Genomic DNA, 20,396 nt, shown 5'->3' on the forward strand with positions numbered 1-20,396 from the left:
GGAGGTCAGGGCAGGGGGCAGACGTGAGCCACAGCGATACCTTTATCGAGGAAGTGACCGAAGAGGTCCGCCGCGACAAATTCTATGGCTTTCTGAAGAAATACGGCTGGATTGGAATCGTCGCTGTGCTGGCCCTCGTGGGCGGCGCGGCATTCAACGAATATTCCAAAGCCCAGGCTCGCGCTCAGGCCGAGGCCACGGGTGATGCGTTGACCGCAGCACTCGGACAGGAAACCGCCGAGGCGCGTGCAGAAGCTCTGGCTCAGGTGACGGCCGAGGGTGATGCCCGCGTCATTGCCGCCATGTTGCGCGCGGGCGAATTGCATGCCGCAGGCGATGCCAAAGGCGCGCTGTCGGTTTTGGCGCCTCTGATGGCCGACGACATGCTGGCCCCGGTCTATCGTGATCTGGCGGTTCTGAAATCCGCCATGATCGGTGCCGGAGAGATTGCGCCTGAGGACCGTGTGACGCAACTGGCCGCGATCGCCAGCCCTGGCGCGCCATACCGCCTTTTGGCCGAGGAACAAATTGCCGCCGCTCAGGTTGAAATGGGCGAGGTTCAGGCCGCGATTGAAGGCTATCGGGCAATCTCGCAGGACGTTGAGGCAAGTAATTCCTTGCGTCGGCGCGCGGCACAGATGATTGTGGCCCTTGGGGCCGATCCCGTGGCCGAGTAAAATTGGCGAATTGTGTCAACAACGTAAGAATGTGACGAGTGCAAGAGATGCGTCGGGATCGTGTTAAGAAAGGGAGTGCAGGTATGATCGGTCGATCGGGCAAAGCGGGGCTTTTCATAGCGATGCTGGCGTTGACCGCCTGTGGGGCGGGGCGTGAAGAGATACTGACGGGCCCGCGTGTCGATCTGCGTGATGGCTCGCCGCTGGCGAATGCGGACACGGGACCGGTGCAGAACCGCAGCGTGGCGATTTCTCTGGGCCAACAGGTGTCGCGTGACGCCTGGACCATGACGGGCGCCGGGCGGATGCATGCCTCCGGTCACAACGCATTCACCTCCGGCACGCCGACACTCGCTTGGACCTCTGATATCGGTCAGGGCAAGACCCGCAAGACCCGCCTCACCGTTGATCCGGTCGCCGCACAAGGGATCGTTGTGGCAATGGACGCCGAGGCGCGTTTGACCGCCGTCTCCGCCAGCTCAGGTGGCAAGGTCTGGTCCGTCGATCTGACGCCTGCGGGCGAGAAGTCCGGCAAAGTCTTTGGTGGCGCTCTGGCGATCTCGGGCAACGTGGTCTATGCGACCACCGGCTACGGCGATCTCGTGGCGCTCGATCTGCGAAGCGGTGGCGAGATTTGGCGCCAGCGCCTCGATTCCGTCGGCGCAGCTGGCCTGACGGTGCATGACGGTCTGGCCTATGTCACTGCAGGTAATGGCAAGGCTTGGGCGATTGAGACCGCGAACGGCCGCGTCAAATGGCAGGTCACCGGTCCCGAAAGCGTGACCTCGCGCGTCGGCGCCGTGTCGCCCGCAGTGTCCGACAAATTCGCGATCCTGCCCTTTGCTTCGGGCGATCTCTACGGTGTCTTCCGTCAGGGCGGCATCCGCTATTGGACCGCGTCGCTTGCCGGTCAGCGCAGAGGCGTGGTTTACGCCAACGTCTCAGACATCACCTCCGATCCGGTGGTTGTGGGCAACACCTTCTATGTCGGCAATCAGGCCGGACGGTATGCCGCGTTCAACATTGAGACCGGCACGCGGATCTGGACGGCGGATGAAGGCGCTTATAGCCCGGCGTCCATCGTGGGCGGTTCTGTCTTCATCGTCACGGATCGCAACGAGTTGGTGCGCCTGTCGGCCTCGTCTGGCGAGCGCATCTGGGGCGTGCAGCTGCCGTATTTCACCACCGACAAGGTGCGCAAACGCAAAACCGTCTTTGCGCATTACGGCCCGGTCGCTGCGGGTGGCAAGCTTTGGGTTGCCTCTGACGATGGTGTGCTGCGCGGCTTCGACCCTGCGTCCGGCGCGCTGGCCTCTCGGGTCACGCTGCCGAAAGGCGCTGCGTCGGATCCGATCGTTGTGGGCGGTGTGATGTATCTTCTGCTCGAAGACGGCTCTCTGGCCGCTTTGCGCTAAAGCGTTTTTCGAGACGCGTATGAAATCTCTTTGACGAGCGGCCCCGAACACGTGTATCGGGGCCGCTTGACACTTGTTTTGGAGCCTGTCCATGTCCTTTTCGCTTGCCCTTGTCGGTCGTCCCAATGTGGGCAAATCGACCCTGTTCAACCGCCTTGTCGGGCGGCGGCTGGCTTTGGTCGATGACCAGCCGGGCGTGACGCGCGACCTGCGCGAAGGCGAGGCCAAGCTTGGCGATCTGCGGTTCACCGTGATCGACACGGCGGGGCTTGAAGAAGCGACCGATGAGAGCCTTCAGGGCCGGATGCGCAAGCTCACCGAACGCGCGGTCGATATGGCGGACGTGTGCCTCTTTATGGTGGACGGGCGTGCAGGGGTTCTGCCCGCCGATGAGGTCTTTGCCGAGATTCTGCGCAAACGTGCCAAACATGTGATCCTCGCCGTGAACAAGGCCGAGGGGCAGGCGGGCGAAAGCGGATTTCTGGAGGCCTACGGGCTGGGCATCGGCGAACCTCTGCGGCTCTCTGCCGAACATGGTGAAGGCATGCCGGATTTGTATGAGGCGCTCAAACCACTTGCTGAAGTGTTCGACCTTCGCTCTGCCGAAGAGCAACCCGAGGTCGATGTCGAACTGACCGAGGAAGAACAGGAACTGGGCGAGGGCGAAGACATCGGCGGCGCGTCGCGCGATTTCACGCTGGATAAGCCGCTGCAAATCGCTGTTGTGGGCCGTCCGAACGCCGGGAAATCGACGCTGATCAACAAGCTCTTGGGCGAAGATCGTTTGCTCACCGGTCCTGAGGCCGGGATCACCCGCGACAGTATTTCCGTGACCATGACGTGGAACGGCACCCCGGTGCGGGTGTTCGACACGGCGGGGATGCGCAAAAAGGCCAAGGTGCAGGAAAAGCTCGAAAAGCTGTCCGTCGCCGATGGATTGCGCGCGGTGAAATTCGCCGAGGTCGTGGTGGTCCTGCTCGATGTGTCCATTCCGTTTGAACAACAGGACCTGCGCATCGCTGATCTGGCGGAGCGCGAGGGCCGAGCCGTGGTGATCGCGGTGAACAAATGGGACGAGGAAAAGGACAAATCCAACAAGGCGAAAGAACTGCGCGAAGAGTTCGCGCGTCTTTTGCCGCAGCTCCGTGGCGCACAGCTGGTGACCGTGTCGGCGATGACCGGCAAGAACTTGGATAAGCTGCAAGAAGCCATCCTCAATGCCCATGCGATCTGGAATCGTCGTGTGTCGACCTCGCGTCTGAACTCCTGGCTCGGTGCCATGACGCAGGCCCACCCGCCGCCTGCGCCCGGTGGCCGTCGGATCAAGCTTCGCTATATGACGCAGGTGAAAGCTCGCCCGCCGCAATTCGTGGTGATGTGCTCGCATCCGGACGAGTTGAACGACAGCTATAAACGCTATCTGATCAACGGGTTGCGCGAAGACTTCGACATGCCGGGGACGCCGATCCGGCTGTTCTTCCGCTCTCAGGCGGACAAGAACCCCTATAAGAACAAGACGAAATCCACGCCGTCGCGCTTGCGCAAGCATTTGGGCAAAGACCGTGCGGATGCGCCGAAGGTCAAGAAACAGCGGCCCCCGAAGCGGTGAGGCGTTGGACGCTAGAAACAAAGAAGGGAGGCGTTATGCCTCCCTTTTTACGTTAAAGGTCGAGATCAACCCAGATCGGCACGTGATCGGAGGGCTTGTCTTTGGCGCGCGTGTAGGCGTCGATTTGACAGTCGGTCAGGAGATCGGCGGCCTGTGGCGACAAGAGGAAATGGTCGATGCGGATGCCGTCGTTTTTCTCGAACGCGCCCGCTTGGTAATCCCAAAACGTATAGGTCTCCGGCGCACCGTTGCGAACGCGGAGCGCATCCGTCAAGCCGAGGTTCATGAGTTTGCGGAACTTGGCGCGGCTCTCAGGGCGGAACAGTGCGTCCTCTTTCCAGGCTTCCGGGCGTTTGGCGTCCTCGGGCTGCGGGATCAGGTTGTAATCACCCGCCATGAGGAAGGGCTGTTCCTCGGCCAAAAGCTCTTGCGCGCGGGCCGTCAGCCGGTCGAACCATTTGAGTTTGAAGTCATATTTCGAACCGGGCACAGGCGCGCCGTCGCTGTTCAGATCGACCGGGTTGCCATTCGGGAGGTACAGCCCGCAAATGCGGATCGCGCCCTTGTCGCCGACCACGGTGGCCTCGATGTAACGCGCCTCTTCGTCATCGGCGCCGTCGCGGCCCGTGCCTTCAGCGCCGGGAAGGCCGCGGGTGACGTCTTCCAGTGGCAGTTTCGACAGGAGAGCGACGCCGTTGAACGACTTTTGCCCGTGGGTTTCAACGTTATAGCCCATGTCTTCGAACAGCTCGCGGGGGAAGTTTTCATCGACGGATTTGATTTCTTGCAAGATCGCCACATCCGGCTCGGCCTCTTTCAGCCAGTCTTGCAGGGCGTTCGCCCGCGCTTTGATGCCGTTGATGTTGAAGCTGGCGATTTTCATTACGGCTCTCCTTGGTTTGCCTCTTTTTAGGGGGCGCGTGCGGCGAGGGAAAGGGGATGTTCCCAGAAGGCCGATAATGCTTTGAATTGGTCGTCAGGCTTTGGCCGCAATCGCGCGACCCGCCGCCGCAGCCGAGGCCCATGCCCATTGGAAATTATAGCCGCCGAGCCAGCCGGTGACGTCGACCACTTCGCCGATGAAATAGAGGCCGGGGAGGGATTTGGCTTCCATGGTTTTCGACGACAAGGCGTCGGTGTCCACGCCGCCCAAGGTGACTTCTGCGGTGCGGTAACCTTCGGAGCCGGTGGGTTTCAATGTCAAACCATGAAGCTGATCGGCGAGCGCACGGAGCGCCTTGTCAGAGTGATCGGCGAGGTTGCCCTTTAGCTGGAATTTCTCCGCCAAAGCCGTCGCGAGTTTGGCGGGGAAGAGGGTGGCCAGCGCCGTTTGCATCTGGCGCCGGCCATTTTGTGCGCGCTCGGATTTCAAGGCTTCGAAGGCGTCCCCGCTGGGCAACAGATCGACGGTGATCGCATCGCCTTCGCGCCAATAGTTCGACACTTGCAGGATCGAAGGGCCTGACAGGCCGCGATGGGTGAACAAAAGCGCCTCGTCGAAAGAGGTGCCGTTGGCCGTAACCCGTCCGTCCAGTGCTGTGCCGGAAAGTGGTGCGATCCAGTCGAGTTCATGCGGTGCGAAGGTCAGGGGCACGAGACCGGGGCGGGTGTCGAGGACCGTGAGGTCGAACTGCTCGGCGATCTGGTAGCCCAGTCCGGTGGCGCCCATTTTGGGGATCGACTTGCCACCCGTGGCGATGACGAGGTTGCGACACTGAATAGAGGTGCCGTTCAGCGTGACGATGAACTGATGCCCGTCGTGGCGGATTTCGCCCACCTCCGTGGACAGCCGGATCTCTGCGCCTCGCGCCTCGGCCAAAAGCATCTCGATGATCGCGGCGGATTTGCCGTCACAGAACAACTGACCCAGACCTTTTTCCGGGTTTTTCTCATGCCATGTGATGCCATGTCTGGCCAAAAGATCGATGAAATCCCATTGCGTGTAACGCGCCAGAGCGGATTTCATGAAATGCGGATTGGCGGAGAGGTAGTTTTGCGCCTCGGCATAGAGATTGGTGAAATTGCACCGCCCGCCGCCGGAAATGCGGACCTTGTCAGCCGGGCGCTTGGCGTGATCAACCACCAGCACGGACGCGCCCTTTTCAGTGGCGAATTTCGCGCAGAAAAGCCCGGCAGCGCCCGCGCCCAAGATGATCGTGTCAAACTGTTCCATAGCCCGGTTTGAGCAGGGCGCGGGTCACATTGCAAGCCCGGAAACTCCTCCGGCGATAGAACCAAAAAAGGCCCCCGAAACGAGAGCCTTTTTCACGACTGTGGGAGGTGCAGTCTTAGTGGTCGTTCACCTCGGCGGTGGCAGCCGGGGTCGTCGTGTCGTCGGTGTAGAGCACGGTCAGCACGTCTTTCAGAGGCTGGGTGCGGAACTCGATGCGGACATTGGTGTTGGCGCCAGCTTTGACCGGTGCGGAGCCGAGAACTTTGCCTTCGACACCGTCACGCGCATCATAGGCGTAAACGACGCCAGCACTGTCCGCGCGCACGAGTTCGAGGGTAACACCGGAGTTGGTGTTTTGTGCTTCGCCGGGTTTGATATAGCCAGCGCCTGCGAATGCGGCGGAGCCTGCAAGGGTGACAGCAGCGGCGGCGAGAACGGTTTTAACGGTATGTTTGGTCATTTTAATGGTCCTTTTGTTCTTGAGAGCGACAGGGAAGCTCCCTTCTTGCCTCTCCATATGGCGCTTTGAGGTGGGATGGTAAGTCCCTGTAAGCTCACAATGGTGTGTGCGAAAAATGACATCACGAAGTGTTTACCTGTGCAAGTGTGCGTGTGGGGAGACTTACACGCTCGACGGAAAATCCTGCGGCTTGTCTTGGCGCGGGAACTTCGGCAACCAACTGAGGCAACAAAAAAGGAGGCCCGCGGGCCTCCATCTGCTTGGTCTGGTTTGACGCGGACGTCTTACATCGAAAAGGACACGCCGCAGCCGCAGGCCGAGGTCGCATTCGGATTGTCGATCACAAAGCGCGCGCCGATCAGCTCTTCGGTGAAATCGATCGTCGCGTTTTCTAGAAAGGGCAGGGACACAGGGTCGATCACCACCGTGCCGCCATCGCCCGCCAGCACCACATCATCCTCGGCAGGTGCGTCCAGCGTAATGTCATATTGAAACCCCGAACATCCGCCGCCTTCAACCGCCACGCGCAGCGCCTTGTCCTCGCCAGTCGCGGCGTTAATCTCGGCCAAACGCGCATAGGCGCGAGAGGTCACTTTCGGGGGCAAGGTGAGGGCCATGGTGTCGATCCCGGGGGTTCAGACTGAAAAAACAGTCCTTTATTGCGAAAAAGCGACGTCATCTGTTTGTCGCGGGTCTCTGAGCACAATATAGTTGTGGAAAACTCAGGCGACAAGGTGGGGGCGTGTAAGCCCCACTGTGGAAAAGAGAACAGATGTTGAAACCCTATGCAAGCCAGCCCAATGAGACGCGGGGCCGTCTCTATCCCGAGGAACTGTCGACATTCCGATCCCCCTTTCAGCGCGACCGCGACCGGATCATCCACTCCTCGGCCTTTCGCAGGCTGAAACACAAGACGCAGGTCTTCGTCGAACATGAGGGCGATTATTACCGTACGCGTCTGACCCATTCCATCGAGGTGGCGCAGGTGGCGCGCACCATGGCGGGAGCTTTGGGGCTGAACGAAGGTCTGGCGGAGGCCGTCGCGCTGGCGCATGACCTGGGACATTCGCCGTTCGGGCACACCGGAGAGGACGCGCTTGAGCTGTTGATGGAGCCTTATGGAGGGTTCGATCACAACGCTCAGGCGCTTCGGATCGTCACCAAACTCGAAAAGCACTACGCGACCTTTGACGGGTTGAACTTGACCTGGGAGAGCCTTGAGGGCATTGCCAAGCACAACGGGCCTATCATCGGCCCCAATGCCGACAAAAAGAAACACCCCGACGATGCGCCTTTGCCCTATGCGCTCAAGGAGGTGAACGATCTCTTCGATCTGGAACTGCACACATTCGCCAGCGCCGAGGCGCAGGTGGCGGCGATTGCCGACGATGTGGCCTACAACCACCACGATCTGCACGACGGGCTGCGCGCGGGTCTGTTCACCGCCGAGGATCTGATGGAATTGCCGCTGACGGGACCGGCCTACGAAGAAGTCGACCGGCTTTATCCTGGCTTGGAGCGCAACCGGCGCGATCACGAGGCTCTGCGGCGGATTTTCGGCTATATGGTCGAGGACGTCCTGACCATCGCGACCAACCGCCTTGAGGCTGCGAAACCGGAAACGGCGCAGGACATTCGCGATATGGACCGGACGATCATTCGGTTCTCCAAGCCGTTCTTCCAGAACCTAAAGGCGATCAAATCCTTCCTGTTCAAGCGGATGTATCGCGCACCTTCGGTGGTCAAGGAACGCCAACGTGTCACCCATATGGTCAACACGCTCTTCCCGCTGTTCATGCAAAAGCCTGAACTTTTGCCCGCAGAATGGCGTCATGAGGTCGAGGCGGCGCAATCGGAAACCGAACTGGCGCGGATCGTGCTTGATTATGTTGCGGGCATGACGGACCGTTTTGCCATTCAGGAATTTGAACGACTTTGCTCCTGACGCGTTAAGGTGAGTATTTCGGCTGCAATGAAGTGAGGGCAGACACATGGCCACAGAACAGGTGATGGGGCTGGGGCCGGTGGAGGCTTTTGCTCTGGTGGGTGTGCTGGGCGTTGGCTCGCAATGGCTGGCATGGCGGCTTAAACTTCCCGCGATTGTGCTGATGCTGGCGGCAGGTCTGCTGGTCGGGCCGGCTTTGGGCATACTTGAACCTCAGCGCGACATTGGTGACTTGGTGCAGCCGCTCATTTCGCTTGCGGTTGCGGTGATCCTGTTCGAGGGCGGGCTGACGCTTGATCTGCACAAACTGGGCGATGCACGCAAAGGCGTGACGCGGCTGGTGCTGATCGGCGCGCCTTTGGGGTGGTTCCTATCGTCCGCAGCGCTGCATTGGGGCGCGGGGCTTGGCTGGGAGGCCTCTGCGGTCTTCGGTGGCATCATGGTCGTCACAGGGCCAACGGTGATAGCGCCGCTTTTGCGTCAGGCCAAATTGCAAAAACGGCCCGCGAACCTGTTGCAATGGGAGGCCATCGTCAACGATCCAGTGGGGGCGCTGGCCGCTGTTCTGGCGTTCGAATTTGTGCTCGTTGGGCGCGAGGCGGAGAGCTTTCCGGATGCCGTGATGCAATTGGCGTTCGGGATCGCCATCGCCATGGCCGTCGGCATCGCCTCAGGCGCCGCGATCTCCTACCTCTTCCGGCGCGCCTATGTGCCTGAATATATGAAAGTGCCGGTGCTCTTCGCGACGCTTCTGGCGACATTTGCGTTTCCAAACATGATGTTGCACGAAAGCGGGCTTTTGGCTGTGACCGTGATGGGGTTGATCATCGCCAACGCAGACCTGCCGTCTTTCGAAGAACTCAGGCGGTTCAAGGAACACGCCACGATCCTTCTGGTCTCTGGTGTCTTCATCCTCTTGGCCTCCTCAATGGATTTCGCCTCTCTGGGGCAACTCACTTGGCGCGCTGGTCTGTTCGTGGCTTTGGTGATCCTTGTGGCGCGGCCTTTGACGGTGCTGATTTCGCTGATCGGCACGGGATTGCCGCGCAATGAGAAACTGTTGATTGCACTGACCGGCCCGCGTGGCGTGGTGCTGGTCGCGGTCGCCGGTCTCTTTGGTGAGCGCCTGGCTGCCAATGGGGTGACCGATGGGGCTGTTGTCGGTCCTTTGGCGTTTGTTCTGGTACTGACCACCGTCGTTCTGCACGGGTTCACCCTGTCGCCTTTGGCGCGGGCTCTGGGGCTGGCGACGAGTGGCAAGCCCGGTGTGCTGATCCTCGGCGGCTCGCGGTTTACCACGGCGCTGGCCGAGGCTCTGAAGCGCGAAGAGGTGCCGGTCTTGATCGCCGATCCGAACCACGCGCGTCTGGTGCGGCCACGCGCGGCGGGGCTTCCGGTGTTTTACGGCGATATTCTGGGCGAGGCGGCAGAAGACAGTCTTGAGGTGCTGTCCTATGAGACCTTAATCGCGGCGACCGAAAACGATGCCTATAACACCTTGGTGGCGACCGATTTCGGCTCTGAATTCGGGCGGGATCAGGTCTGGCAACTGGCCCGAGTCAAAGGCGAGCGAGCGCGTCATGCGCTTCCGACACAGCTTGGCGGGCGACCCTTTGGCGGTGGCAAGACCTATGGCGAGTTGGACGATCTGATGCGTCAGGGCTGGCGACTTTCTGTGACACAGCTTTCCGAGGATTACGGTTTCGACCAATGGAAAGAGGACCGGTCCAATGCGATGCTTTTGGGGCGTATGAGCCCGGATGGCGTTTTCAAACGGTTCCTGCCCGAAGATGCCGAGCTTCTGTTCCCGGGCCGTGCCGAGGCGGCGATCAAGGATCTGCCCGAAGATCAGCGCGAAAGTGCGCGTGAGGCTTTGAAACGGCGGCGCACGGAGCTGCGGGTCAACACGGCACGCGGCCGTATGAGCGCAGGCGTGAAACTCGTTGCTCTCGTGCCGCCCGAGCCGCAGGGCGCGGGAGTGTAAACCCGCCCACCAGAGACCCCAAGCCCCGTTGACGTGGCGCGCCCGCGTGGTAAACCCGCGCTGGACTTATAAAGAGAGAGACCATGAACCTTTTCGCCGATATCCGTGCCCTTGTGATCGACAGCCTTGAGGCCCTGACAGCCGAGGGCGTTCTGCCCGAGGGGCTTGAGTTTGCCAATGTGGCCGTCGAGCCGCCGCGCGATCCGCTGCATGGCGATATGGCGACGAATGCCGCGATGGTGCTGGCCAAACCGGCGCGTATGAAGCCGCGCGACATTGCCGACAAACTGTCGGAAAAACTCGCCGCAGACGCCCGGATTTCCTCTGTGGATGTGGCTGGGCCGGGGTTCATCAACCTGCGTCTTGACGAGAGCGTCTGGTCCGGTCTCGTGGAAACCGTGCTCACCACCGAGGGCTATGGTCGCTCGACGATGGGTGGTCAGGCGAAGATCAACGTCGAATATGTCTCCGCCAACCCGACCGGCCCGATGCATGTCGGCCACACGCGCGGCGCTGTGTTTGGCGATGCTTTGGCCTCTCTCTTGGATTTCGCGGGCTATGACGTGACGCGCGAATATTACATCAACGATGGTGGCGCGCAGGTTGACGTGCTGGCGCGCTCGGTGTTCGAACGCTACCGCGAGGCCAATGGTCTTAGCCCTGAGATTGCCGAAGGGCTCTATCCGGGCGATTACCTTGTGCCGGTGGGTGAGGCTCTGAAAGAGAAATACGGCGACAGCCTGTTGGACCAGCCTGAAGAGGTGTGGCTTGCGGATGTGCGCGAATTTGCGACCGACGCGATGATGGCGATGATCCGCGAAGATCTGGCGCTTTTGGGCGTCGAGATGGACAAATTCTTCTCGGAAAAGTCGCTCTACAACACCGGTCTGATTGAGGCGGCGATTCAGGAGTTGAAAGACAAGGGCTTGATCTATCGCGGCACGCTGGAGCCGCCGAAGGGCAAGTTGCCGGAAGATTGGGAGCCGCGCGAGCAGACGCTATTCAAATCCACCGAACACGGCGATGACGTTGACCGTCCGATCCAGAAATCCGACGGCGCGTGGACCTATTTCGCCCCCGACATCGCCTATCACTACGACAAGGTGAAGCGCGGCTATGACGGCATCATTGACGTCTTTGGTGCTGACCACGGTGGCTATGTCAAACGGATGAAAGCGGCTGTTTCTGCGCTGTCTGATGGCAAGGTCGATTGCGACATCAAACTCATCCAGCTGGTGAAACTGTTCAAGAACGGTGAGCCGTTCAAGATGTCCAAACGCGCGGGCACCTTCGTGACCCTGCGCGATGTGGTCGAGCAGGCGGGCAAGGATGTGACCCGCTTCATCATGCTGACCCGCAAAAACGACGCGCCTTTGGATTTTGATTTCGACAAGGTTCTGGAGCAGTCGAAAGACAACCCGGTGTTCTATGTGCAATATGCCCATGCGCGGGTGTGCTCGGTGCTGCGCAAAGCTGCCGAGCAGGGTGTGAGCCTGACGGATACGCCGAAATTCGACGACCCGGCTGAGATCGCTGTGGCGCGCAAAATCGCCGATTTCCCGCGTCAGGTGGAGATCGCCGCCAAAGGTCACGAGCCGCACCGGATTGCCTTCTATCTCTACGAGCTGGCATCGGATTTCCACGCGCTTTGGAACAAGGGCAATGACAATGAGGCGCTGCGGTTCCTGCAAGATGACGCTGATCTTTCGTCCGCAAAAATTGCATTGCCGCGTGCCGTGGCCGTTGTGATTTCTGCGGGACTTGCTATCCTTGGCGTGACCCCGGCGGAAGAAATGCGTTGATCTTCAAGAGCTTCGCGCCAAACTGACCGGTATCCCGGGAGGGGCCGCATCTAAAACGAGGGCAAAAGATCCTCACGCGGCCTCTCAAGAGCAGACAATAACCCGCAGAAAACAAGCGGGAAAATGACGAGGCGAAGAGTATGCAGGACGTTGAAAACGGCCCAGATTCCCCCTATGCGCAGGCGCAGGATCGCGGCGACACTTCTCGCGAAAATCCCCGCGAAAAACACTCTCACCACGAAAATCATTGGCAGAGACCCGAGCCGCAAATGACACGACAACCCCATTACGGTGGTCAAAACCACCCCGGATTGTCCGCGGCACCGGATGCAGACCGGTTGTTTTCCAACGAGAATGTGCACTTTCCGCCACAGTCTGAACGCGCGCCGTCGCAAGATTACAGCCATGACGCCCGTCACATCGCACAAGGGTTTCATGACCCACGCGCGAGCTATGAGGCCGGTCCCGCCTATGTCTATGACACTTCTGATATGCCGGAGATCGAGGCCAAAGAGCCGCCGCGCCTCGGTGTTGCACAAATCATCGGCGCGATTATCTCTCTGGCCCTGATCCTCGGTCTGGCGATCTGGGGCTATAAGTTGATGGTGCGGGATGTGGCTGGCGTGCCGGTGATCCGCGCGCTCGAAGGGTCGGCGCGGCTCTTGCCTGATGATCCAGGCGGCCAACTGGCGATGCACCAGGGCCTAGCGGTCAATTCCGTCACCGCCGATGGATCTGCCGCTGCGCCCGCAGATCGCTATGTTCTTGCGCCTGCCACGGCCAGCCTCACCGACGAAGATCAACCGATGTCCGAGGTCCAGCCGGTGTTGTCCGCTTATGAGCCGTCGAGTGACGCGTTTGCGCTGCAACCGGCACCTGAGGTACAAGCGCCTGCCGCGGAAGAGGGGCTGGAGCAAATCGCCGTGGCAGAAGACCCGCTTGAGCTTCAAAGCGTTGAGGAACTGGCCGCGTCAGTTCAAGATATGGCCGAAGACCTGGCGACCAGCGATGTGATGATTTCTCCGATCCCGAAACCGCGCCCGGTGCGTCTTGCATCCTTGGCGCAATCCGCATCCGCTTCTACGACGCGCACGGATGCCGCGAGCCTCGATGGAGTGGCGGGCGATATTCTTGCGGCCATTGGTGGCGTGACGGAAATGACGCCCTCCGAGGTGCCGTCGGGATCGCGTCTGGTGCAATTCGGTGCGTTCCAATCCGAAGACATCGCGCGCAGCGAATGGACGCGTCTGTCGGGTCGCTTCGAGGAGCTGATGGAAGGCAAAACGCGGGTGATCGAACGGGCGGAGAGCGGCGGCAAATCCTTTTATCGCCTGCGGGCCTACGGCTTTGCCGATGCTTCTGATGCCAACCGGTTCTGTGCCGCTTTGACGGCGATGAACGCGGCCTGTGTGCCGACCGTTCAGCGCTGATTATGGGGCAGGGCGCCTACATCTTTGGCTGTGGAACTCTGACGCTGTCTCCCAAGGAGGCGGCGTTTTTCCGCGAGGCGCAGCCCTGGGGCTTTATTCTTTTTGCGCGCAATGTCGACACACCCGTTCAACTGCGGGCGCTGACCGCTGATCTGCGTGCGGCCGTTGGTTGGCACGCGCCGGTGCTGATCGACCAAGAGGGTGGTCGCGTGCAACGCATGCGTGCGCCGCATTGGCGTGAATTTATGCCGCCTTTGGATCAGGTCCTGACCGCGAAGGATCCCGACCGTGCGCTGTGGCTTAGAGGGCGGTTGTTGGCCGAGGACCTGTTCCGCGTGGGCATCGACGTGAATTGCGTCCCCGGGCTCGATGTGGCCCGCGACGAGACGCATCCATTCTTGAAGAACCGCTGTTTCTCCGGAGATCACGGCGTGGTTGCGCGTATGGGCCGCGCCTTGGTCGAGGGGATGGCCGCAGGCGGCGTGTCTCCGGTGATGAAACATCTGCCCGGTCACGGACGCGGCACGGTGGACAGCCATAAGGGCCTGCCCCGTGTGACCGCTTCGCGCGCGGAGTTGGCCGAGGATTTCGCCCCTTTTGAGGCCTTGAGCGATTTGTCGATGGGGATGAGCGCACATATCATTCTGGACGCGATCGACCCTGAGCGCCCGGCCACGAAGAGCCCTAAGGCGATCCGGGTTATTAGGGACGAGATCGGTTTTGAGGGTCTCTTGATGACCGATGACATTTCTATGGGCGCGCTGGACGGGACCGTGTTGGAGCGCGGTGAAACGGCGCTCGCGGCCGGATGCGACATGGTTCTTCATTGCAATGGCGATCTCGCGGAGATGCAGGAGATCGCGCGTCTCGGTCTGATGTCAGAGGCGGCACAGGCCCGCGCAGATCGCGCCATTGCCAGTCGCTCGGCCTACCAGCCCATTGACATCGACGCGCTGGCGGAAGAGTTTTCCAGAACGTAATTTTAGCAGCACCGTAAAAGGCGCACGGTTAAAGGCAGAGCATGGCCGATTCCGATCAGTTCGATCTCAGCGATATTCTCAGCGTCGAGGAACGTCTCGCCGCCGAGGCATTGATCGTGGATGTCGACGGCTTTGAAGGTCCTTTGGATTTGCTTTTGCAGTTGTCGCGCACGCAGAAGGTCGATTTGATGAAAATCTCGATCTTGCATCTGGCGCAGCAATATCTCGTGTTTGTCGAGAAGGCAAAGGAACTCAGGATCGAATTGGCCGCCGATTATCTGGTGATGGCGGCGTGGCTGGCGTTTTTGAAATCGCGGCTTTTGCTGCCGCCTGATCCGACAGACGAAGGCCCTTCGGGCGAAGAACTGGCCGCGCATCTGGCCTTTCAGTTGCAACGTCTGGAGGCGATGCGCGAGTCCGCTGCCAAACTCATGGCGCGTGACCAGAAGGGGCGCGATTTTTTCGTGCGAGGCATCCCCGAAGAGGTTCAACGTCTGCGCAATGTGACCTATACGGCGACGCTTTTGGACTTGATGCAGGCTTACGCCCGCGTGCGGACCAAAGACGAATTCCGGCCTTTCGTGTTGGACCGAGAGGCGATCTTGTCGATGGAACAGGCGCTGGAGCGGATGCGCGGGCTCATTCCATTCGCGGTCGAATGGGCGGATTTGTCGTCCTATCTGCCCGAAGGGTGGGAGTTGGACCCGAAGAAACGGCGCTCGGCCACAGCGGCGACATTCGCGGCGTCTTTGGAACTGGCGAAACAGGGCCAAATCGAATTGCGTCAGGGCGGCACATTCGCGCCCATTCAGATCAAAGCGAGACGGAGATAATATGTCGGACGAGCAGGCAGAGGTTGCACAAGAGGAAAGCTTGTTCGAGGCGCCGCCTTTGGCGGAGCAGGAACGCATGGTCGAAGCGGTGCTTTTCGCCTCCGCCGATCCGGTGAGCCTCACCGACCTTGCCGCACGCATGCCGCACGGCTGTGAGCCGAAAGCGGCCTTGGAGCAATTGCAGAAGCGCTATGAGGGACGAGGCGTGCGCGTGGTGCGTGTGGGCGACAACTGGGCGATCCGCACTGCATCCGATCTTGGCTTTCTGATGCAAAAGGAAACGGTTGAGACCCGCAAACTCAGCCGCGCCGCGATCGAGACGTTGGCGATTATCTCCTATCACCAACCCTGCACCCGCGCCGAAATCGAGGAAATCCGCGGTGTCTCCGTGTCGCGCGGCACTTTGGACCAGCTGATGGAACTGGAATGGATCAGATTTGGCCGCCGCCGCATGAGCCCGGGACGGCCGGTGACCTATGTGGTGACCTCGCAATTCCTCGATCACTTTGGGCTTGAGAGCGCGCGTGATCTGCCGGGCGTCAAGGAACTGCGGGCTGCCGGGCTGTTGGAAAGCCGTCCGATGCCGGGGCTAGATGACCGCGACGAAGACGACGATCAGGACGATTTGTTCGAGGATGAATCCTGACGCTTTCGGGACAGGACCTCACAGAGACGTATGCAACAGGTTTTCATTTTTGCGACGTGGAAACAGCGCATTTTGCCTCTATCTATTGTAAAGACACATAAAATTGCGTTCCGCGCACCACTCGATCCAGAAGGCAATGCGATATGAATTTGGACAGACTGATCAATATGGTGATCAACCGCGTGATCCGCACCCTCGTGAACAAAGGCGTAAACGCCGGGATTGATGCGGGGTCTTCGGCTCTGGCCAAACGGCGCCAGCCCTCTGATGGGACGGTGCTGTCTGAGGAAGAGCAGCGCCAGCAAAGTCGGGATCAGGCCCGGATGGCCGCTCAGGGCAAGAGAACCGCCAAGAATGCCCGCAAAGTCGCACGCCTCGGGCGCCGGATCGGCAAGTTTTAAGCGGTTTCATAGCACCCGAGACTGTCGGGCGCGCCCTACGTTTAACTGCGGAAGTGTTTCGACAACTTCAGACCTTGGCCCTGATAATTCGAGGCCAGATCCGCGCCGTAAAGTCGCTCCGGTCGGCTTTGCATCCGCTCATAGACCAGTCGCCCGACGATCTGCCCATGTTCCAAGACAAAGGGCGCCTCGTGACAGCGGACTTCCAAGACGCCGCGTGCGCCAGCCCCGCCTGCGTCCACATTGCCAAAACCCGGATCGAAAAAGCCCGCGTAATGCACCCGGAATTCACCCACCATGGCAAGGTAAGGCGCCATTTCGGCGGCGTAATCCGGTGGGATATGCACGGCCTCACGGCTCACGAGAATGTAGAAAGCGCCGGGATCGAGGATGATCTGGCCATTCTTTGAATAGATCGGCTCCCAATATTCGGACGGATCGTAATACCCGATGTTGTCGAGATCGATCACGCCCGTGTGCGGCTTGGCCCGGTAGCCGACAAGATCGCCCTCGGAGGGGGTTAGATCGACGGAGAACCCAAGCCCCTGATCGATCACGGCGGGACCGTCCACGAGCGGGCTTTCGTCATGCAGTGCGATAAGTTCAGGGTCGCTCAATTGCGCCTGACCGGCGCGGAACCGTACCTGATTGAGGCGCATTCCGGGACGTACCAGCACGGAGAAGGAGCGGGGGCAAATTTCCGCATAAAGCGGGCCGGTGTAGCCCGGCGCGATACGATCGAATTCGACGCCTTCGTCAGTGATCAAACGGGTCAACAAATCCAGCCGTCCTGTCGAACTTTTGGCATTGGCGACCGCTTGAATGCTCTCGGGCAGGGACAGGCTTTCCATCAAAGGTACGACATAGACGCAGCCTTTTTCCAGAACGGCCCCTTCGGACAGGTCGATTTGATGCATTTCGAATTCTTCGAGGCGCTCTTTGACGCTCCGGCCCGCGCCCGCCAGAAAAGAGGCCCGCACGCGCCAGGCCCGCGTGCCAAGGCGAAGGTCCAAGGAGGCCGGTTGGACTTGTGCGTCGATCACCTCGGGAGCGGCGTTAATCTCGCCGCGCGCCAGCATCTCGCGAATGGCATGATCGGCCAATACGCCGACGTGAACACCCAACTCTCCACCCATTGTCGTCCCTCCACCCATCTCGTGGGCTAGTCTTTTCTTTGCATCCGGCATAACGCAAAACCGCCCGCAAGCCCAGAGGGTTGCGAGCGGTTTTGAGAGTATAATGGTCGGGCTAGCAGGACTCGAACCTGCGACCTTCCGTCCCCCAGACGGACGCGCTACCAGGCTGCGCTATAGCCCGACGTGGAGACCTAAATAGTGATTTCCGTGCCGGGGGCAAGGGCTATTTTGGCAAATTCTGCGTTGAATTTGGAATTCGCCGATGTGGTCTCATCAAAGCGAGGGATGGCGTTCTCACCCCGCCAAACGGTCCCGAAGTGTTTCGATCCGTGCGATCAGGGACTGCAGCTCATGGGCGGGCACGGTGGTCAAGCCGCGTCGATTGAGCTGACCCAAGATGCCAACGGTTACAGTGATCCCCGGCGCATCGTCCTCAAGATCATCTGACAGATCAAGGCCTAGGCCAAGCGGGCTCGGTTGAGCCTCGCTGAGATCGGAAGGGGTCTCAGGCAGCGCCTCCGGTGCTGCGAGGCTGTCGAGGGGCTCGAGCGTATCCGGAGCAGCCTCAAGCATCGGTTCCTCCGGCACGTCGACAAACGGTGCCTCAAGAGCGACGTCGGGCACGGGCACATCACTGGATTGGGTCTCATCGGAAGTGAAATCTGCGACATCGCTGTCGTCTTCCGCAGCGATCGGCGGCAGAACTTCATCAGATTCTTCGACAGCAGGTTCCGCAGCAGCGGGCGCCATGTCGAAATCGAAGGCGGCTTGACCGGGCAAGGCGTCTGTGGGCGGGGCTTCTGCAGTCTTGGCCGCTGGCGGGACGACTGCATCCGATTCAGGCTGCTCCGCTACTGGGAAAACCTCTTCCGGGAGCTCCGCAGGCGCGGCGTCCGGCAGATCAAGACTGTCTTCCTGAACATGTGCGGGCGGCTCAAAGCCGTGTGGCGCAAAGCTCTCAGCGGTAAAATCAGCGCCTTCGGCGGCCTCTGATGCTGGGGGCGCCGGTTCGGGCTTGGGCTCGGGACGGGCAAACGGAACTACTGTTTCCGGCGGCGGTGTGGTCTCATCTGCGCCAAAATTCTGCGTATCATCGTCTTGCGGCACCATTTCGGCCATCGGGGCTGGTGGAACCGGGGCAGAGGGAATCGGTGCGATTGTCGGCGCTGGCGCGGTGATCGGCTCTACGCCCTCAATGATCGGCGATAGCGATGCGACATATTTGACGCCATGTTCGCGCAGAAGTTTCTGAACACCGCGAATGGTCATGCCGTCATCGTGCAACAGCTTTTTGATGCCGCCCAAAAGCGCCATGTCGGCGGGGCGATAGTATCGCCGACCGCCGGCACGTTTGACCGGTTTGACTTGGGTAAAGCGGCTCTCCCAAAAGCGCAGCACATGCGCTGGCGTGTCGAGCCAATCGGCAACCTCGCTGATGGTGCGGAAGGCGTCCGGTGATTTATCCATGTGTCATCAAGGCCTTAGATATTGTTCTTACGCTTTGTTGCCGTCGGCAACCCGATCTTTCATCAGGTGAGACGGGCGGAAGGTCAGCACGCGGCGCGCCGGGATCGGGGCTTCGTCGCCGGTTTTCGGGTTGCGGCCCACGCGTTCGGATTTCGAACGCACGGAGAAGGTGCCGAAGGAAGAGATTTTGACGGTTTCACCCTCGACGAGCGCGTCGGAAATATGGGCAAGCACGCTTTCGACCAGCGTGGCGGATTCATTGCGGCTCAGGCCGACCTCGCGAAACACGGCTTCGCTCAGGTCCATACGTGTCAAAGTCTTGCTCATCGGTCTCCCCCTTTTGAACGGTTGAAGCGAGAGTGGCAGGTTGCAAAGGCCCCGTCAATATCAATGACTTGGGCCAAGCTGTTGAGGCAGGAATTCTCTCGTCGGGCCGAGCAGGGCGCTCACCAGCGGATGACCACCGCACCCCAGGCCAGACCGCCGCCGATTGCCTCGGCAACGCAGACATCGCCTTTCTTGATCTGACCGCGCGCGACGCCCACGGACATTGCAAGCGGGATGGAGGCGGCGGAGGTGTTGCCGTGATCTTGCACGGTGACGACGACCTGATCCATCGAATGGCCGAGCTTCTTCGCAGTGCCTTCGATGATGCGGATATTGGCCTGATGCGGAACGATCCAGTCAACGTCGTCAGAGCTGAGCCCGGCCTTCTCAATCGCGGTTTCGGCGGTGGAGGCGAGTTTTTGAACTGCCTGACGGAAGAGCGCATTGCCCTGCATCCGCAGTTTGCCCGAGGTGCCGGTGGTGGACACGCCGCCATCGACATAAAGCATCTCTTTATACTGGCCGTCGGAGTTTAGATCGACCGAGAGAATGCCGCGATCTTCAGGTGTGCCTGCGCCTTCTTGGGCCTCAAGGACCAAAGCGCCTGCGCCATCGCCAAAGAGCACGCAGGTGGCACGGTCTTCCCAATCCATGATGCGCGAGAAAGTCTCTGCGCCGATCACAAGCACCTTTTTGGCCTGACCGGAGACGATTTGCGCGTTGGCGTTGGAGAGCGCGTAGATGAACCCGGCGCAGACGGCCTGCACGTCAAAGGCAAAGCCGCAGTTCATGCCCAACTCGCTTTGGATCATCGTGGCGACAGAAGGGAAGGTCAGGTCGGGTGTCGAGGTGGCGACGATCACGGCGTCGATCTCAGAGGCGTCAAGCCCGGCGCTTTCCAGAGCGGCCCGAGCGGCGGCAGCGCCGAGCATCGAGGTCGTCTCGCCCTCAGCCGCGAAATGGCGGCGTTCGATGCCGGACCGGGTGCGAATCCATTCGTCCGTTGTGTCGAGAGTTTTTTCGAATTCTGCGTTTTCGACCACGCGTGCGGGGAGATAGTGACCCACGCCGGTGACGACTGCCCGGATTGTCATGGCTTTGAGCCTTTTGT

Annotated in this window: 19 protein-coding genes and 1 tRNA gene; 11 read left to right on the top strand and 9 right to left on the bottom strand. The window is 60.3% G+C overall.

Features of this window, described 5'->3' with window-relative positions; all coding sequences use genetic code 11:
- Positions 1-23: 23 nt before the first annotated feature.
- From J5Y17_RS04925 to der, 3 genes are all read left to right on the top strand, one after another.
- On the top strand, positions 24-677 hold the full coding sequence (locus tag J5Y17_RS04925; RefSeq protein ID WP_219784132.1) for a hypothetical protein: 654 nt from the start codon (positions 24-26) through the stop codon (positions 675-677).
- An 83-nt stretch (positions 678-760) separates the two neighbouring features.
- On the top strand, positions 761-2,092 hold the full coding sequence (locus tag J5Y17_RS04930; protein ID WP_219784134.1) for a PQQ-like beta-propeller repeat protein: 1,332 nt from the start codon (positions 761-763) through the stop codon (positions 2,090-2,092).
- A 91-nt stretch (positions 2,093-2,183) separates the two neighbouring features.
- Positions 2,184-3,701, top strand: a complete 1,518-nt coding sequence (der, locus tag J5Y17_RS04935; protein WP_219784136.1) for a ribosome biogenesis GTPase Der — start codon at positions 2,184-2,186, stop codon at positions 3,699-3,701.
- A 52-nt stretch (positions 3,702-3,753) separates the two neighbouring features.
- Here der and xth read toward each other — a convergent pair whose 3' ends face one another.
- The 4 genes from xth to J5Y17_RS04955 form a co-directional block, all read right to left on the bottom strand.
- Positions 3,754-4,584, bottom strand: coding sequence for an exodeoxyribonuclease III (gene xth / locus J5Y17_RS04940; protein ID WP_219784137.1), 831 nt, complete (start codon positions 4,582-4,584; stop codon positions 3,754-3,756).
- 93 nt (positions 4,585-4,677) lie between these two features.
- Positions 4,678-5,874, bottom strand: coding sequence for an NAD(P)/FAD-dependent oxidoreductase (locus J5Y17_RS04945; RefSeq protein ID WP_219784138.1), 1,197 nt, complete (start codon positions 5,872-5,874; stop codon positions 4,678-4,680).
- 115 nt (positions 5,875-5,989) lie between these two features.
- Positions 5,990-6,334, bottom strand: coding sequence for a hypothetical protein (locus tag J5Y17_RS04950; protein ID WP_219784139.1), 345 nt, complete (start codon positions 6,332-6,334; stop codon positions 5,990-5,992).
- A 284-nt stretch (positions 6,335-6,618) separates the two neighbouring features.
- Complete coding sequence (locus J5Y17_RS04955) at positions 6,619-6,951, bottom strand: iron-sulfur cluster assembly accessory protein (RefSeq protein ID WP_167600482.1); 333 nt, start codon at positions 6,949-6,951, stop codon at positions 6,619-6,621.
- A 155-nt stretch (positions 6,952-7,106) separates the two neighbouring features.
- On the opposite strand from J5Y17_RS04955, the gene J5Y17_RS04960 reads away from it, so the two are divergent.
- The 8 genes from J5Y17_RS04960 to J5Y17_RS04995 all read left to right on the top strand — a co-directional run bounded on the left by J5Y17_RS04960 (position 7,107) and on the right by J5Y17_RS04995 (position 16,355).
- Positions 7,107-8,279: a deoxyguanosinetriphosphate triphosphohydrolase gene (locus tag J5Y17_RS04960; protein ID WP_219784140.1), complete on the top strand. Its 1,173-nt coding sequence runs from the start codon at positions 7,107-7,109 to the stop codon at positions 8,277-8,279.
- A gap of 46 nt (positions 8,280-8,325) precedes the next feature.
- Complete coding sequence (locus J5Y17_RS04965) at positions 8,326-10,263, top strand: sodium:proton antiporter (protein WP_219784141.1); 1,938 nt, start codon at positions 8,326-8,328, stop codon at positions 10,261-10,263.
- Positions 10,264-10,346: 83 nt separating this feature from the next.
- The gene (gene argS, locus J5Y17_RS04970; protein WP_219784142.1) at positions 10,347-12,065 is read left to right on the top strand and encodes an arginine--tRNA ligase; all 1,719 of its coding nucleotides are present in this window, start codon (positions 10,347-10,349) and stop codon (positions 12,063-12,065) included.
- 269 nt (positions 12,066-12,334) lie between these two features.
- A complete protein-coding gene (locus J5Y17_RS04975) occupies positions 12,335-13,495 on the top strand; it encodes an SPOR domain-containing protein (protein ID WP_219784143.1) in 1,161 nt (386 codons plus the stop codon).
- Positions 13,496-13,497: 2 nt separating this feature from the next.
- Complete coding sequence (locus J5Y17_RS04980; protein ID WP_219784144.1) at positions 13,498-14,475, top strand: glycoside hydrolase family 3 N-terminal domain-containing protein; 978 nt, start codon at positions 13,498-13,500, stop codon at positions 14,473-14,475.
- A gap of 41 nt (positions 14,476-14,516) precedes the next feature.
- Complete coding sequence (locus tag J5Y17_RS04985) at positions 14,517-15,308, top strand: ScpA family protein (protein WP_219784145.1); 792 nt, start codon at positions 14,517-14,519, stop codon at positions 15,306-15,308.
- Between the two features lies 1 nt (position 15,309).
- Positions 15,310-15,954, top strand: a complete 645-nt coding sequence (gene scpB, locus J5Y17_RS04990) for an SMC-Scp complex subunit ScpB (RefSeq protein ID WP_219784146.1) — start codon at positions 15,310-15,312, stop codon at positions 15,952-15,954.
- A 143-nt stretch (positions 15,955-16,097) separates the two neighbouring features.
- Positions 16,098-16,355 (top strand): hypothetical protein, encoded by a 258-nt coding sequence (locus J5Y17_RS04995; RefSeq protein WP_219784147.1) that lies wholly within the window; start codon positions 16,098-16,100, stop codon positions 16,353-16,355.
- 41 nt (positions 16,356-16,396) lie between these two features.
- Here J5Y17_RS04995 and J5Y17_RS05000 read toward each other — a convergent pair whose 3' ends face one another.
- The 5 genes from J5Y17_RS05000 to J5Y17_RS05020 all read right to left on the bottom strand — a co-directional run bounded on the left by J5Y17_RS05000 (position 16,397) and on the right by J5Y17_RS05020 (position 20,379).
- The gene (locus J5Y17_RS05000; protein WP_219784148.1) at positions 16,397-17,491 is read right to left on the bottom strand and encodes a 2'-deoxycytidine 5'-triphosphate deaminase; all 1,095 of its coding nucleotides are present in this window, start codon (positions 17,489-17,491) and stop codon (positions 16,397-16,399) included.
- Between the two features lie 104 nt (positions 17,492-17,595).
- Positions 17,596-17,672, bottom strand: a tRNA-Pro gene (locus J5Y17_RS05005).
- A 113-nt stretch (positions 17,673-17,785) separates the two neighbouring features.
- Entirely contained in the window at positions 17,786-18,958 is a 1,173-nt protein-coding gene (locus J5Y17_RS19150) for a MerR family transcriptional regulator (protein ID WP_255571885.1), read from the bottom strand.
- Positions 18,959-18,985: 27 nt separating this feature from the next.
- A complete protein-coding gene (gene ihfA / locus J5Y17_RS05015; RefSeq protein WP_219784149.1) occupies positions 18,986-19,285 on the bottom strand; it encodes an integration host factor subunit alpha in 300 nt (99 codons plus the stop codon).
- Between the two features lie 119 nt (positions 19,286-19,404).
- Positions 19,405-20,379 (bottom strand): beta-ketoacyl-ACP synthase III, encoded by a 975-nt coding sequence (locus J5Y17_RS05020; protein ID WP_219784150.1) that lies wholly within the window; start codon positions 20,377-20,379, stop codon positions 19,405-19,407.
- Positions 20,380-20,396 lie beyond the last annotated feature (17 nt).

Source organism: Celeribacter sp. PS-C1 (assembly GCF_019429625.1).
Taxonomy (GTDB): Bacteria; Pseudomonadota; Alphaproteobacteria; order Rhodobacterales; family Rhodobacteraceae; genus Celeribacter.